This is a genomic window from Jatrophihabitans endophyticus, assembly GCF_900129455.1.
Taxonomy (GTDB): Bacteria; Actinomycetota; Actinomycetes; order Mycobacteriales; family Jatrophihabitantaceae; genus Jatrophihabitans; species Jatrophihabitans endophyticus.
Genome location: NZ_FQVU01000004.1, coordinates 23164 through 37144, shown reverse-complemented (window position 1 = coordinate 37144; position 13981 = coordinate 23164). Strand labels below are relative to the sequence as shown.

General features: G+C 73.1%; 14 protein-coding genes. 9 read left to right on the top strand and 5 right to left on the bottom strand.

Going from position 1 to position 13981, the window contains the following annotated elements; all coding sequences use genetic code 11:
• Genes BUE29_RS14760 through BUE29_RS14750 form a run of 3 tightly spaced genes read right to left on the bottom strand, consistent with a single transcriptional unit; the run spans window position 1 to window position 3988 of the window.
• Window positions 1-1815 carry an ABC transporter substrate-binding protein gene (locus BUE29_RS14760; RefSeq protein WP_073391223.1) on the bottom strand — a complete coding sequence of 605 codons (1815 nt, stop codon included), beginning with the start codon at window positions 1813-1815 and terminating at the stop codon, window positions 1-3.
• Window positions 1812-3131 carry a M20/M25/M40 family metallo-hydrolase gene (locus tag BUE29_RS14755; RefSeq protein ID WP_084181168.1) on the bottom strand — a complete coding sequence of 440 codons (1320 nt, stop codon included), beginning with the start codon at window positions 3129-3131 and terminating at the stop codon, window positions 1812-1814. The genes BUE29_RS14760 and BUE29_RS14755 overlap by 4 nt, the downstream gene beginning before the upstream one ends.
• A complete protein-coding gene (locus tag BUE29_RS14750; protein ID WP_073391222.1) occupies window positions 3128-3988 on the bottom strand; it encodes a MurR/RpiR family transcriptional regulator in 861 nt (286 codons plus the stop codon). The genes BUE29_RS14755 and BUE29_RS14750 overlap by 4 nt, the downstream gene beginning before the upstream one ends.
• A 168-nt stretch (window positions 3989-4156) precedes the next feature.
• Between BUE29_RS14750 and BUE29_RS14745 the strand changes: the two genes are divergently transcribed.
• From BUE29_RS14745 to BUE29_RS14730, 4 genes are all read left to right on the top strand, one after another.
• Window positions 4157-4816, top strand: a complete 660-nt coding sequence (locus BUE29_RS14745) for a helix-turn-helix domain-containing protein (protein ID WP_073391221.1) — start codon at window positions 4157-4159, stop codon at window positions 4814-4816.
• The gene (locus tag BUE29_RS14740) at window positions 4813-5751 is read left to right on the top strand and encodes a S66 peptidase family protein (RefSeq protein ID WP_073391220.1); all 939 of its coding nucleotides are present in this window, start codon (window positions 4813-4815) and stop codon (window positions 5749-5751) included. Before BUE29_RS14745 ends, BUE29_RS14740 begins: the two co-directional genes overlap by 4 nt.
• A gap of 445 nt (window positions 5752-6196) precedes the next feature.
• A complete protein-coding gene (locus BUE29_RS14735) occupies window positions 6197-7108 on the top strand; it encodes a TauD/TfdA dioxygenase family protein (protein ID WP_073391534.1) in 912 nt (303 codons plus the stop codon).
• Between the two features lie 95 nt (window positions 7109-7203).
• Complete coding sequence (locus BUE29_RS14730; protein ID WP_073391219.1) at window positions 7204-7668, top strand: T3SS (YopN, CesT) and YbjN peptide-binding chaperone 1; 465 nt, start codon at window positions 7204-7206, stop codon at window positions 7666-7668.
• A 28-nt stretch (window positions 7669-7696) separates the two neighbouring features.
• On the opposite strand, the gene BUE29_RS14725 is transcribed toward BUE29_RS14730, so the two are convergent.
• Window positions 7697-7990, bottom strand: a complete 294-nt coding sequence (locus BUE29_RS14725; RefSeq protein ID WP_073391218.1) for an antibiotic biosynthesis monooxygenase family protein — start codon at window positions 7988-7990, stop codon at window positions 7697-7699.
• Window positions 7991-8027: 37 nt separating this feature from the next.
• Here BUE29_RS14725 and BUE29_RS14720 point away from each other — a divergent pair, with 37 nt between their 5' ends.
• Window positions 8028-8732, top strand: coding sequence for an SIR2 family NAD-dependent protein deacylase (locus tag BUE29_RS14720; protein WP_073391217.1), 705 nt, complete (start codon window positions 8028-8030; stop codon window positions 8730-8732).
• 120 nt (window positions 8733-8852) lie between these two features.
• Window positions 8853-11411, top strand: coding sequence for an IPT/TIG domain-containing protein (locus BUE29_RS14715; RefSeq protein ID WP_073391216.1), 2559 nt, complete (start codon window positions 8853-8855; stop codon window positions 11409-11411).
• Window positions 11412-11417: 6 nt separating this feature from the next.
• Here the strand turns inward: BUE29_RS14715 and BUE29_RS14710 are convergent, their stop codons facing one another.
• Window positions 11418-11948 (bottom strand): NUDIX hydrolase family protein, encoded by a 531-nt coding sequence (locus tag BUE29_RS14710; RefSeq protein ID WP_073391215.1) that lies wholly within the window; start codon window positions 11946-11948, stop codon window positions 11418-11420.
• 61 nt (window positions 11949-12009) lie between these two features.
• Between BUE29_RS14710 and BUE29_RS14705 the strand changes: the two genes are divergently transcribed.
• From BUE29_RS14705 to BUE29_RS14695, 3 genes are read left to right on the top strand one after another with little or no spacing between them, the layout of a single operon-like run.
• The gene (locus BUE29_RS14705; RefSeq protein ID WP_073391214.1) at window positions 12010-12882 is read left to right on the top strand and encodes an oxygenase MpaB family protein; all 873 of its coding nucleotides are present in this window, start codon (window positions 12010-12012) and stop codon (window positions 12880-12882) included.
• Window positions 12883-12922: 40 nt separating this feature from the next.
• Window positions 12923-13504, top strand: a complete 582-nt coding sequence (locus BUE29_RS14700; protein WP_073391213.1) for a TerD family protein — start codon at window positions 12923-12925, stop codon at window positions 13502-13504.
• Between the two features lie 35 nt (window positions 13505-13539).
• The gene (locus BUE29_RS14695; protein WP_073391212.1) at window positions 13540-13932 is read left to right on the top strand and encodes a PPOX class F420-dependent oxidoreductase; all 393 of its coding nucleotides are present in this window, start codon (window positions 13540-13542) and stop codon (window positions 13930-13932) included.
• Window positions 13933-13981 lie beyond the last annotated feature (49 nt).

The window sequence follows — 13981 nt, the reverse complement described above, 5'->3', positions numbered from 1 at the left end:
CTACTCCCGATCCGCGGCGCCGGCCCGCCGGCGCAGCACGACCACGGCGCCGATGCCCACCACGACGACCACCGCGACGAGGATCCAGATGATCGCGCTGCCGCTCGAACCGCCGTCCGAGGACGACGACGGCGGCTGCGCGTACCGCCAGGAGCGGGTGTAGTTCTGGTACGGGTAGAAGCCCTGGCCGTCGGCCTTGCCGGTGACGAACCCGTTCTTCGCGTTCGTGCGGACCGCCGACAGGTTGTTCTGGTAGAAGAGGATCAGGTCGACGTTGGCGTCGTAGAGGATCTGCTGCATCTGCCCCACCACCGCGCTGCGCTGGGTCGTGTCGAACGTGCGCAGCTGCTGCGCGTAGAGCGCGTCGTAACGCTTGTCGCAGAAGAACGCGTCGGTGTTGCCGTTCTCGCCCTCGGCGTTGTCGGGCAGCGTCCGGCAGGTCTGGATGCCGAGCAGGTAGGTCGGGTCGGGGCCGGTGCCCCACCCGTCCATGAACATGTCGAAGTCGCCCTTGGCCAGCCGGTCGTTGAGATTGGTCGAGCTGAGCGGCTCGATGGTGACGCCGATGCCGATCTTCTTGAGCCAGCCCACGACGTACGCGGCGATCTGCGCGTCGGTGGTGGTGTCGGAGTGCGTACCGAGGCGGAACGTCAACGCGCGGCCGCTCTTCGGATCCTTGCGGACGCCGTCGCTGCCCTTGGTGTAGCCCGCGGAGTCGAGCAGCGCGTTGGCGGCGGCGGGGTCGTACGGCGTGACCTGCGGCGGCTTCCAGGAGAAGGCCGGGAACGCCGGCGGCAGATAGCCCTGCCCCACCTGACCGAGGCCGTCGAGCACCTTCTTCACGAGCGTCTGCTTGTCGATGCCCAGCGCGATCGCCTTCCGCACCTTCGCATCGGCGAGGGCGGGGTGCCCGGTGCCCATCTTCTTGCCCGACTTCGTCCTGGCCCCGGGGTTGATCTCGATGCCGGTCCAGCGGGCGCCGACCTGCGGGTAGCTGGTGACGCCGTCGACGCTCTTCAGGGCCTTGTACTCGGTGGGAGTGATGCGGTCGACCTGATCGATCTCACCGCTGCGCAGGGCCGAGACCGCCGCGTCGTTGTTCTTGAAGTACTGCAGCACGAGCGTGTCGTACTTCGGCGCGCCGAGGAAGAAGTCCTTGTTGGCGGTCAGCACCGTCGACTGCTCGGTCTTGTAGGACTTGAGCGTGAACGGCCCGTAGCCCACCAGCGGGGTCTTGGTGTTCGTCTGGTCGCCCAGCGTCTTCACCCGCGACTCCCACACGTGGCGCGGCACGATCGGCACCTGGCCCACCGAGTCGAGCAGGTTCACCTGCGGGTCCTTGGTCGTGATGACGACCGTCGAGTCGCCGGACGCCTTGACCGACGCCACGTTGTCGAGCAACTGACCGTTCGCGGTCCCGGCCGTCGCGTTGGTGTGGACGAGGTTCAGGGTCCAGGCGGCGTCGTCGGCGGTGATCGGCTTGCCGTCGGACCACTTCAGTCCGGGGTGCAGCGAGAACGTCCACGTCCTGCGGTCGGCCGAGGTCGTCCACTTGTCGGCGAGGTAGTGCTCGGGCAGGCGCTGGGCGTTGCCCCACACCAACGTCGGGTACAGCTGGCTGATGGGGTCGAGCTCGCCCTGCTTGAAAGCCAGGAAGGGGTTGAAGGTGACCACCTGGCCCAGCGAGCCGACCGTGAAGGTGTCGGTGGCGTCGCCCCGGGCCGGTGTCGCCGGCACGGCCGCGACGACGGCCGAGAGGGCGAGCGCGGCGGCGGCCGCGAGCGACCGTCGGAAGGTGCGCTGGACGGTTGTCATCGGATCTCCTCTGCCAGCAGGAAGGTGGACAGCACGCGCACGCCGAACTCGAGGCTGTCGACCGGGATCTGCTCGTCGACGCCGTGCACGTAGCGCTCGGCCGGGAAGTCGGAAGGGGTCCGGCCGGGCATGAAGCCGTAGCAGTCGATGCCGAGCCGTGTGAAGGACTTGGCGTCGGTGCCGCCGCCGAGCACGAAGGGCAGCACCAGCGCCTGCGGGTCGTGCTCGGTGATCGCGGCGGCCATGGCGGCGAAGGCCGCGCTCTCGTGGCTGGCCCCGACCGGCGCGGTGTAGCTGTCGAACTCGCGCGTGACGCCGGCTGGCAGCACCGCGTCGACGGCGGCGAAGAACTCGTCGGTGAGTCCCGGCAGGATGCGGCCGTCGACGTGGGCCACGGCCTCGGTGGGGATGACGTTCACCTTGTAGCCCGCGCCGAGCATGGTCGGGTTGAGCGAGTTGGCGAGCGTGCGCTCGACGAGCGGGTAGGCGTCGCCGAGCCGACGCAGGCTGTCCGGGTCGGCGGGGTCGATGTCGATGCCGAGCCGCGCGCCGACACCGGCCAGGAACGCACGCACGGTCGGGATCAACCGCACCGGCCAGTCGACGTCGGCCAGCGCGGTGACGGTGCGGGCGAGCGTGGTGACCGCGTTGTCGGCGTTCGGACGCGAGCCGTGCCCGGCCGTGCCGCGCGCCCGCAGCGTCATCCAGGCCGTGCCACGCTCGCCGGTGCCGACCGCGTAGAGCCGGCTGCCGTCGGGAAGCACGGTGAGACCGCCGCCGGACTCGCCGATGCCGGTCGTCACGCCCTCGAACAGGTCGGGATGCTCGCGGACGAGGTAGCCCGCGCCGTACGCGCCGGTGTCCTCCTCGTCGGCCACGAAGGCGAGGACGACGTCGCGGGCCGGCTGCGACCCGGTCCGCGCGAGATCGCGGGCGACCGCGAGCATCATCGCGTCCATGTTCTTCATGTCGAGCGTGCCGCGGCCGAGCAGCACGCCGTCGCGGATCTCGCCGCAGAACGGGTCGAAGCTCCAGTCCGACGCCTCCGCCGGCACGACGTCGAGGTGGCCGTGCACGACGAGCCCGGGGGCGCTGCGGTCGCGGCCGGGGATGCGCACGACCGTGCTCGCCCGGCGCGGGGCCGACTCGTAGACCTCGGGGCGGTACCCGCAGTCGGTCAGCTGCTCGGCGACCCATTCCGCCGCCTCGCGCTCGCCGCGGGAGTCGCCGCCGCCGAAGTTCGAGGTGTCGAAGCGGACGAGGTCGGCGCAGTCGCGCACCGCGTCCTGTTCCAGCGTGCCGGTCGCCGGGCTCACGCCGGGTCCTCCTCGTACCACCGCAGGTCGGCGGCCACGGCGCGCTCCTGCTCGGCCCGGCGCGCGGCGCCCTTCGCGCCGGCGGCGACGAGAGTGGCCAGCGCGTGCGCGACCGCGACCGCGGCGGTGGGCGAGTGCCCGCCGTCGTGGTCGGCGACGCGCAGGACGTGCGTGGCGTCGTCGGCCACCGCGCCGTGCTCGTCGTCGGTGACGGCGACGACCGGCGTCCCGCGCGCGGCGAACTGCGCGACGAGCCGCACCGAGAGCCGGCTGTGCCGGCGGAACGTGAACACCGTCAGCGAGTCGCGGCGCTGGGCGTCGCCGACCGCGGCGAGCACGCCGGCCGCGGTCGGGTCCACGAGCACCACCTGCCCCAGCGCCGCCATCACCTCGCCGGCGAACAATTGCGCGAAACCGCGCGAACGCAGGTCGCCGAAGACCCACCGGCGGCGGCTGCCCAGGATGGCTCCGGCCGCGAGTTCGAGGCTGCCGGACGAGCGGACGGCGTCGAACGAGGCCGCGACCGCGGCCTGCTCCCGGCGCATCGCGAGGCCGAGATCGGTGCGGTCGGCAGGGGCGTCGCGGCGCGGGCCGGCCACCGCGCGGCGTGGGCGGGGGACGGACCGTTCCCGCCCGGCGTGCGCGCGGACGGCGTCGAGATCGACGAAGCCGGCGGCCCGCACGAGCTCGGCCAGCGTGTCCGGCGCGACCTTCGCGGCCCGCACCAGCTGGGCGGGGCGGCGGGCGAGTGACCGCGGGTAGTCGCGGGCGATCTCGTCGACGAGCCGGTCGGCCGGGTCGCCGAGCAGCGCGGCCGCACCCCGCAGCAGGGTCAGCGCGGGCGACGGCTCGTACACCGGCACCGCGGGCGCTGCGGTGCCCGGCCCGGCCGGGGCCGTGGCGATGGTGCGGTCCGGTGCAACGATGCCGATCTCGCCTTCGAGGTCTAGACCTGATTCGACACCAGTGAAGATGTCGTATCGGTTCCGTTTACGTAGATTGCCGTTTGCGCATACTCTCACCGCATGCGGTCGCCAACAACCCCCGTCGCGCCCGCGGCTCCCGGCGCGTCGAACGCCGGCCCGGGCACCCCGCCGGACGCCCCCGGGCACCCGCGGCCCGCCGAGCCCGAGGTCGGCGCCGCCGACGAGCTGCTCGCTCGCACCGGCGGCCGCCTCGCCGCCGCCCGTCGGGAACGGGGCCTCACGCTGGCCGTGGTGGCCGCGCGCAGCGGCATCTCCCCCGCGTACGTCAGCCAGATCGAGTCCGGCGCGGCCAACCCGACCGTGCGCGCGCTCAGCCAGGTGGCGGCCGCCGTCGGCGTGCCCGCTCTGCTCGGCGTGCGCGACGCGCCGAACCCCGACTTCGACCCGCGCCCGTCGCTGGCGGCGCTCGCGCACTCCGTCGCCGGTTCGCCCGGCGTCTGGGACACCTCGGCGGCGGGCAGCACCCGGCTGGTCACCCGCATCGTCCACGGTGACGCGGCCGATCACGCCGCCCCCACGAGCCACGCCGGCGAGGAGTACGTCCTCGTGCTGCACGGTCGGTGCCGCCTGCACGTGGGCGATGCGAGCTTCGTCCTCGGCCCCGGCGACGCCTGCCACTTCCCCGCCGGCCGCGTCCACCGGCTCGACGAGGTCTCGGCCGATCTCACGCTGTCCGTCGTCCTGAGCACCGCGCCGTGACGGCACCGACGTCCCTGCGGCGCCCGCCCGCCCTCCGGCCCGGCGACCGCGTCGCGGTCCTCACCGCGAGCAGCCCCGTCCCGGCCGGGCCGCTGGAATTCGGGCTGCGCCTGCTGCGCGACGCGGGTCTCGAGCCGGTCGTCCACCGCTCCGCGCGCGAACCCGGCACGCTACGGCCCTACCTCGCCGGCACCGACGCCCTGCGGGCCGCCGACCTCACCGATGCCCTGCTCGACCCGTCGATCGCCGGCATCGTGTTCGCCCGCGGCGGCAGCGGCGCGGCCCGCACCCTCGCGGCGCTGGAGTGGTCGCGATTCGACGGTCTCGCCCCGAAGGTGCTGGCCGGCTACTCCGACGTCACCGCCGTGCACGAGGCCGTGGCCCGATGCCTGGGCTGGGCGTCGGTCCACTCCACGGTGGTCGCCTCGGACAACGGGACCGCCGCGTGGTCCATGAGCACGCTGCTCGAGGTGCTGCTGACGCCCGAGCGCGCGAGCGAGTGCCGCTTCCCCGACCCGACGGTGATCGTCGGCGGCCGGGCACGCGGGGTCACGCTGGGCGGCAACGTCTGCGTGCTGACGGCGTCACTGGGCACGCCGACGTCCCGCCCCGCGGCGGGCGGGCTGCTGCTCGTCGAGGAGGAGTCCGAGGACCCGTACCGCCTCGACCGCATGCTGACCCACCTGCAGCGCACGGGGTATCTCGACGACGTCGCGGGCGTCGTGTGCGGCCGCTTCCACGGCTGCGGCCCCGACGACCTCGTGGCCGACGTGCTCGCCGAGCGGCTCGGCACCCTCGGCGTCCCCATGATCACCGGCGCCGACATCGGGCACGGCGGCGCGAACCGCGCCTTCCCGCTGGGCGTCGCGGCCGAGCTCGACGCCGACGCCGGTGTCGTGCGCTTCCTCGATCCGCCACTGATCCCCCGCGACTGACTCCCACGGCCGAGCCGGCGGGCGGGGGGCGGCATCGGCCCATGCCGCGTACACTTTTTTACTGTCGGTTCTATAGACAAGGTGGGATGCGGCCCCGTGGCTGCGTCGGAAGGGGTGGTCACGTGCGCGACGCGGCACCCCTGCTCACCGGACGCCGGCGGTTCGCCCGCACTCGCGAGATCGGCACGGTGCGCGACGGCGACGCCGAGGCCAACCGATGTTCGGACGCGTTCAGCCGCTGAGACGGACGCCCCGGGCGACCCGTCGAGGCAGGCCGTTCGCCGCGACACCGGCCCCCGCTCCCTCACGTGCTGCGACGCACCGACGACAAGGACGACCCGTGACCACACAGCTCGACCGCACCGACGACCGCTCCACCGACGACCTCCCCACCGACGACCTCCCCACCGACGATCTCCGCACCGACGGCCTCCGCACCGCCGACCTGCCCGGCTACGACACGATCACCGTGCGCAAGGTGGGCGCCCACCTGGGCGCCACGATCGAGGGCGTCCGCGTGGGCGCCGCGCTCGAGCCACGCCAGGTCGTCGAGATCAAGGCCGCGATCGCCGCCCACAAGGTGGTCTTCCTGCCCGGCCAGCACCACGCCACCGACGCCGACCAGCGCGCCTTCGCCGTACAGCTCGGCGAGGTCACCAAGCCGCACCCGACGGTCGCCGGCGACGGCGACGCCGTGCTGCCCATCGACTCCGACCAGAGCAAGGCCAACAGCTGGCACACCGACGTCACGTTCGTCGACCGCATCCCGGCGGCGAGCATCCTCCGCGCGATCACCCTGCCGCCGTACGGCGGCACGACCGTCTGGGCGAACACCACCCGCGCCTACGAGCAGCTGCACCCCGGGCTGCAGGCACTCGTCGAGCGGCTGTGGGCGGTCCACTCGAACCGCTACGACTACGCCGCCGAGGTCGATGAGACGCGCATCGGTGGCATCGACGTCCAGGAGCAGGCTTACCGCGCGGAGTTCGAGCACCTCGAGTTCGAGACCGAGCACCCCGCCGTGCGCGTGCACCCCGTGACCGGCGATCGGACGCTGCTGCTCGGTCACTTCATCCGCCGCTTCGTCGGGCTGTCGACGCAGGACTCGCAGGACCTGTTCGCCCTGCTGCAGCGGCACGTCACGCGGCTGGACAACACCGTGCGCTGGTCGTGGAGCGACGGCGACGTCGCCATCTGGGACAACATGGCCACCCAGCACTACGCCGTCGACGACTACGACGACCGCCCCCGCCGGCTGCACCGCATCACGCTCGCCGGCCCGGTGCCGGTGGCGGTCGACGGCACCCGGTCGGTCGTGCGCAAGGGCGACGCGTCGCACTACTCGTCGGCGGGCTGACCCGCCGGGCCGGGCACCCCTCGAGCCCGGCTCGCACCTGCGATCGAAAACTGTCGGACCCTGCTGGCACGGTGTCGTCGTCGAGGGGAGACGGCATGACCGAGCTGATGTGGGTGCGATCGCACGTCGAGCAACTGCTGCGGCGCGAGTGGGGCGTGTGCCGGGTCGAGGTCGACCGAGACGGCGACATCCCGTTCCGGCACGGCACGGCCGCGTGCTGGGTGTCGGTGATCGACGGGCCGCCGACGATGGTGCGGGTGCTCGCGCACGCGGCCTACGAGCTCACCCCGTCACCGGGCCTGCTCGCCGAGCTCAACGACATCAACGTCCGGGCGCTCAGCGCGTCGGTGCAGCTCATCGACGACATCGTCGTGGTGCAGCAGACGGTCTCGCCGGTCGCGCTCACCGGCCCGGTGCTGGCGCAGGCCGTCGTGTCGGTCGCCGGCATCGCCGACGGCGTCGGCGGGCTGCTCGCGGCGATGTTCGACGGCGTCACGCCGCACCGGGCGGTCGATCACGACGACACGCGGCCGTCGCGCTGCGTCGACGAGGAGGCGTGATCCCGTGGGGTCGCCGCCGGCGTCCGGGTCAGATCTCGAACTGCACGCGCGCCACCTGCTCGCAGGCCGCAACCACCGCGGCCCGGTAGCGGTTGTGCTCGGCGTCGGCGTCGTAGGCGCGGTAGGCCTCGGCGTCGGCCCAGTCGTTGGTGATGGCGAAGCTCCAGCCACCCTCACGCAGGGCGAGGTCGTAGCCGAGGCGGGTGGCGATCAAGCCGGGCAGCACGAGCCCGCCGATGCCGGCGAGCCCCTCGTCCAGCGCCTGTCGGCCCGCGTCGTCGAGGTCGTCGCGTACCCGGCCCAGCACCACGTTGCGAATCATCGGTCCTGCCTACACCACCGCTTCGTAGGCTGGCTGCGTGGCCGTTTCGCTGACCGTGCTCACGGGTGCCGGTATCTCGACCGACTCCGGCATCCCCGACTACCGCGGGCCGCAAGGACTGTGGCGGGAAGACCCCGACAACGAGTTGCTCGTGACCTACGACTACTACGTCGCCGACCCCGAGATCCGGCGCCGGTCCTGGCTGGCCCGGCAGGCCAACCCGGCCTGGAACGCCGAGCCCAACGTCGCCCACCGGGCACTCGCCGCCCGCCCCGACACGTGGATCGTCACGCAGAACGTCGACCGGCTGCATCAGCGGGCGGGCTCACCGTCGAACCGGGTGCTCGAGCTGCACGGCAACATGGTCGAGGCCGTGTGCATCGAGTGCGGGGCGGGCTCCACGACGCAGCAGGCGCTGGACCGACTCGCCGCCGGCGACCCGGACCCGCGCTGCGTCGGCTGCGGCGGCATCCTCAAGACCGCGACCGTGATGTTCGGGCAGCTGCTCGACGAGAGCGTGCTGGTCCAGGCGTCCGCGGCGGCGCGGGCGGCCGAGGTGTTCGTCGCGATCGGCACGTCGCTGCAGGTCCACCCGGCGGCCGGCCTGGTCGACCTCGCCGCGCGCGCCGGCGCGCGGATCGTCATCGTCAACGCCGAGCCGACGCCGTACGACGACCTCGCCGACGAGGTCATCCGCGAGCCGATCGGCGAGGCCGTGCCGGCCCTGCTGTCCCGGCTCTGACTTCTTGGTCCGTTCCGGGCGCTCCTGGCGACCCATGTCCGGTCATAGGCGGACATGACCAAAGACCCTCCGCGAAACGCCCCCCGCGCCTCTACACTCCCGCCGGGAGGGTACGTAACAATGAACTCACATCGGCGCCTGTTCGCCGTCTGCGCCGCCTTGGCCGCCGTGATCGGCCTGGCCGCCGCCCCCGGCTCGGCCGCCGCCGCGTCGCGGGCCAAGCCCGTCGTCACCGCGCTGTCGGCTCATCACAACACCGGTGCCGGCCGGCAGGTCTTGCTCGTCCGCGGTCGTCACTTCGCCGGGCGCCACCCTCGGGTGACGTTCGGGTACGACATCTCGCCGCATGTCCGGGTGCTGTCGCCGACCCGGCTGCGCGTCCAGGTCCCCCCGCTGGAGCCGGGGACGTACGCGGTTCGCGTCGAGACCCGCTCCGGCACGTCGAAGGCCACGTCCCGGGCGAGATTCACCTTCGGCCAGGGCCCGGACGTCACCGCCCTCTCGCGCACGACATCGCCCCTCCGCGGCGCTCGGGTCACCATCCGAGGCGCCCACCTCATGCGCATCCGATCGGTCACCGTCGGCGGCCGGGCGGCGAGGTCCGTCCACCGTTATTCGAGCACCAGGATCGCCGCCATCCTTCCCGCGCACGCCGCCGGCACCGCCAGCGTCCGAATCCGGACCGACTTCGGCACGTCCGCCAACACCGTCGCCGACGACATCCGTTACCTGGCGTCGCCGAGCATCACCGGACTGGACGCCGGCGACGGCCCCGCGGCAGGCGGCACCGACGTGACCGTCTCCGGCCGGTTCCGCGGCGGCGTCACCGCCGTGACCTTCGGCGCTACGAACGCCAGGTTCTCCGTCGCGGGGGAGCGGACCGTCCACGTCACCACTCCCAAGCACGCGCCGGGCACGGTTCGTCTCACCGTCGTCACGCCCGGCGGCTCGGCGCATTCGAACTTCTACTACCGGCAGCCGAACCGGCAGAGCTGGCACGTGGGTCGGGTCACCGACCACAACCGCGGCTGGTTCGAAGGCATCTCCTGTCCCGTTGCCGGTACCTGCTTCGGCATCGACGGGCACGACTTCGCGGTGCGCACCGGCACGACGTGGGGGCCGGCCACCCAGGTCGTCGCCGGCCAGACATTGCACGCGCTGTCCTGCCCCACCACGACGTCGTGCGTGGCCCTCGCCGCCAGCGGGCTGGGATGGCAGTGGGACGGCACGACCTGGTCGAGCCTGCCCGACGTCGGCTCTTCGGTCCTCGACGTCAGCTGCGCCGAGCCGGAGAGCTGCGTCGCCGTCGGTGACGCCGGCGCCTGGCAGCTGGCGAACGGTTCCTGGACGTCGCTGGCGCTCGCCGGCGGCGCCGACCACGTGTCGTGCCCGAGGACGAACTGGTGTGCCGCCGCCCGCCGCGAGACGGTGGCCGTCTGGGCCGATGGTGCCTGGAGCACGCACACCGAGCCGGACGCCGACTACATCGCCGACCTCGACTGCAGCTCCGACGAGCACTGCGCGGCCGTCGACCGCATGGGCGGCGTCACGATGCTCAGCGACGCGGCGTGGACCCGGAGCATGGTCTTCGCGCATCGGAACGGTCACCGGGTCGCCTGCCCCGACACCCGGTGCGTGGCGATCGACTACTGGGGCCGGTCCGTGACGTTCGACGGGACCACGTGGAGCGACTCGCCCGCCGCGCCGACGAACAGTGACCCGGTCTTCTACGACGAGGCCTTCGACTGCGCCACCGTGACCGACTGCGTCGCCGGCGACAGCTCGGGCCTCGCCTCGGACTACGACGGAGCCACCTGGTCGGCACCCGCGTCGGCGCTCCCGAGCGACGGCTGGGCGACGGCGGTCTCGTGCGCCGGCTCGTTCTGCGCCCGGCTCGACACCGACGGCAACGTCCGCACCTCGGCGGCCGGCGCCGACTGGGCCGAGCCCACCCGGGTGTTCCCGGTCCGCAACGTCGACGGCGACATCGCGTGCTCGTCCGCGTCCTCCTGCCTCGCCGTCACCCGGGACGGTCGGGCGGCGCGCTTCGACGGCAGCACCTGGCGCCTGACCCCGGCTCCGCCGGAGGCCGTGCAGACGCTCTCCTGCGCCCCGGACGGTTCGTGCGTCGGCCTTGGTCGCAGCCGCACCGTCACCTGGGACGGCACATGGCACGAGGTCGCGACACAGGTCCACCCGACGCAGCTCTCCTGCGCGTCGGCCACCTTCTGCCTCGGCGCGGCCGGCGGCAGTGTGTGGACCTTCGACGGCCGGTCGTGGTCGCCACGACAGCTGCTCGACCCGAGTGCCGGCTACGGCGGCGAGGCCCAGATCTCGTGCCCGAAGGTCCGCCATTGCGTGTTCGTCTCGGCCAGTGGCATACACCCCACCGACGGCAGCCAGGCCTTCGTGCTGTCGGGCACGCGGTGGAGCGCGCCGGCCCCGGTCGGCCACGACTACGACGGGCCGACCGCCTTGTCGTGCGCGACCCCGACATCGTGCACCCTCGCCCTGAACGACTGGGTCCGCGGCTTCGACGGCCGGACCTGGTCCGACGCCAGGATGCTCGATCCGTCGGCCGTGCCGCCGACAGCGTGGAACCTGCACGATCTCGCGTGCGGCAGCCCTCAGCGCTGTGTCGCCGTCGGCGACGACTACACCTATCGCGCGACGGGCTGACGCGGCTCAGACCCCGACGTGGGCCAGGGCGTGCTGCAGCAGCGTGCCCTGGCCACCGACCATGTCGGCGAGCACGCGGTGGTCACGCGCCTCGTGCGGCGCCATCCAGGTGATCTCGAGGGCGTCCTGGCGGGGCTGGCAGTCGCCCTCCACCGGGATGACGAACGCGAGCGACACCGCGTGCTGGCGCGAGTCGTGGAACGGCGTGATGCCCGGCACCGGGAAGTACTCGGCGACCGTGAACGGCTGCGGCGAGGTCGGCACGCGGGGCAGGGCGAGCGGGCCGAGGTCCTTCTCCAGGTGCCGCAGCAGGGCCTGCCGCACCCGTTCGCCGTAGAGCACGCGGCCCGAGACCAGCGCCCGGCTGATGTTGCCCTCCTCGTCGGCGCGCAGCAGCAGGCCGACCTCGGTGACCTCGCCGGCCTCGTCCACCCGCACGGGCACGGCGTCCACGTAGAGGATCGGCAGCCGCTGCCGCGCGGACTCCATCTCCTCGCGGGTCAGCCAGGCCCCGGACACATCGCTGTCGAGCGTCATGCTCACGATCCTGCCAGCGACCGTCTCGCGAACGACGGAGCCCCGCAGGCATGATGGGACGATGCCCCCGAACCTGCGAGAGCGTCTCGGCCGCGTGGTGTTCGAGCGGGTCGCCGGCAGCGAGGGCCCGCAGCACCGCGACCGCATCCACCTGACACCCGGCGAGCGCTGGTTCCCGCCCGACCGGCCGATCCGGCAGGTGCACGCCGACTCCTCGATGTTCGTCGGCGGCCTGCGCGCCCTGCTGCTGCAGTCGCTGCACCCGCTGGCCATGGCCGGCGTGGCCGGGCACTCGGACTACCGCGGCGACCCGTGGGGTCGGCTACAGCGCACCAGCTACTTCCTCGCCGTGACGACCTTCGGGCTGGCCGAGGACGCCGAGCACGCGGTGGCCCGCGTGCGCGGCATCCACCGACGGGTGCAGGGCGTCGCGCCCGACGGTCGGCGCTACCGCGCGGCCGACCCGCACCTGCTGAGCTGGGTGCACCTGGCCGAGGTCGACAGCTTCCTGCGCACCCACCAGCGTTACGGCTCGCACCCCCTGGACGCGGCCGGCCAGGACGGTTACGTCGCCGACACCGCGGTCGTCGCTCGCAAGCTGGGCGTGCTCGACCCGCCCGAGACCGTGGCCGAGCTCGCCGAACAGCTCGCCGCCTACCGCCCCGAGCTCGCCGGGACGCCCGAGGCCCGCGCCGCCGCCCGCTTCCTGCTGGTCCGCCCGCCGCTGCCGGTGGTCGCGCGGCCGCCCTACGCCGTGCTGGGCTCGGCCGCCGTCGCCTCGTTGCCGGCCTGGACCCGCTGGCCGCTGCGGCTGCCCTACCTGCCCGTCGCCGAGGCGACGGTCGTCCGCGCCGCCGGCGGCGCCCTGGTGCGCGGGCTGCGCTGGGTCACCACCGCGCCCCCGTCCCCGACGATCGAGGAGGCCGCCGGATGAGCGACGCGTGTCGAGCTGACTGCCGAGACGAGGACGCGGCATGAGCGTGACCCTGGGCAAGGGCGGGAACGTCTCGCTCAGCAAGGAGGCGCCGGGCCTCACCGCCGTCATCGTCGGGCTCGGGTGGCAGGCCCGTTCGTCGACCGGTGCCGACTTCGACCTCGACGCGTCGGCCCTGCTGCTCGGGGCCGACGACAAGGTGCCCTCCGACGAGCACTTCGTCTTCTACAACAACCTGACCTCGCCCGACGGCTCGGTCGAGCACCAGGGCGACAACCTGACCGGCGGCTCCGGCTTCGAGGACGACGAGCAGATCGCGGTCGACCTCGCGACCGTGCCGCAGAGCGTGGAGCGCATCGTGGTGGCCGTCTCGATCCACGACGCGCACGCGCGGGGCCAGAACTTCGGGCAGGTGCGCCGAGCGTTCATCCGTGTCGTGAACTCCGCCGACGGTCAGGAGATCACGCGCTACGACCTGTCCGAGGACGCCTCCACCGAGACCGCGATGATCTTCGGCGAGCTGTACCGGATGCGCGGCGAGTGGAAGTTCCGCGCCGTCGGTCAGGGTTACGACGCCGGGCTGGCCGGCATCGCGCGCGACTTCGGCGTCGACGTCGCCTGACCGTCCCTCGACCACCCGACCGGGAGGAGCCCACGATGCCCGACCTGCCCGACCACGTCCGCGACCTGCTCGCCGAGCCCAACCCCGCCGTGATGGCGACGATCGCGAAGGACGGCCGGCCCGTCACCGTCGCCACCTGGTACCTGCTCGAGGACGACGGCAGCATCCTGCTCGGCCTCGACGCGACCCGCGCGCGGCTGAACCACCTGCGCCGTGACCCGCGCGTCTCGCTGACCGCCCTGGCCGAGGGGAACTGGTACACCCACGTCAGCGTCCAGGGGCGGGTCGGCGAGATCGTCGACGACGAGGGGCTGCGCCAGATCGACCGGCTCTCGCAGCACTACAACGGCAAGCCCTACCCCAACCGGGAGAGCCCGCGCGTCTACACCCACCTGCGCATCGACAGCTGGCACGGCTGGAACGCCTGACCCTGCTCCGTGATCAAGAGGGCGTCGTGGTCGCCCTGGCCACCACGAC

What these genes read in the sequence shown, in the direction of transcription:
- BUE29_RS14760 (WP_073391223.1), bottom strand. Translation starts at nt 1,815, where the DNA reads ATGACAACCGTCCAGCGCACCTTCCGACGGTCGCTCGCGGCCGCCGCC.
- BUE29_RS14745 (WP_073391221.1), top strand. Translation starts at nt 4,157, where the DNA reads ATGCGGTCGCCAACAACCCCCGTCGCGCCCGCGGCTCCCGGCGCGTCG.
- BUE29_RS14730 (WP_073391219.1), top strand. Translation starts at nt 7,204, where the DNA reads ATGACCGAGCTGATGTGGGTGCGATCGCACGTCGAGCAACTGCTGCGG.
- BUE29_RS14725 (WP_073391218.1), bottom strand. Translation starts at nt 7,990, where the DNA reads ATGATTCGCAACGTGGTGCTGGGCCGGGTACGCGACGACCTCGACGAC.
- BUE29_RS14715 (WP_073391216.1), top strand. Translation starts at nt 8,853, where the DNA reads ATGAACTCACATCGGCGCCTGTTCGCCGTCTGCGCCGCCTTGGCCGCC.
- BUE29_RS14710 (WP_073391215.1), bottom strand. Translation starts at nt 11,948, where the DNA reads ATGACGCTCGACAGCGATGTGTCCGGGGCCTGGCTGACCCGCGAGGAG.
- BUE29_RS14705 (WP_073391214.1), top strand. Translation starts at nt 12,010, where the DNA reads ATGCCCCCGAACCTGCGAGAGCGTCTCGGCCGCGTGGTGTTCGAGCGG.
- BUE29_RS14700 (WP_073391213.1), top strand. Translation starts at nt 12,923, where the DNA reads ATGAGCGTGACCCTGGGCAAGGGCGGGAACGTCTCGCTCAGCAAGGAG.
- BUE29_RS14695 (WP_073391212.1), top strand. Translation starts at nt 13,540, where the DNA reads ATGCCCGACCTGCCCGACCACGTCCGCGACCTGCTCGCCGAGCCCAAC.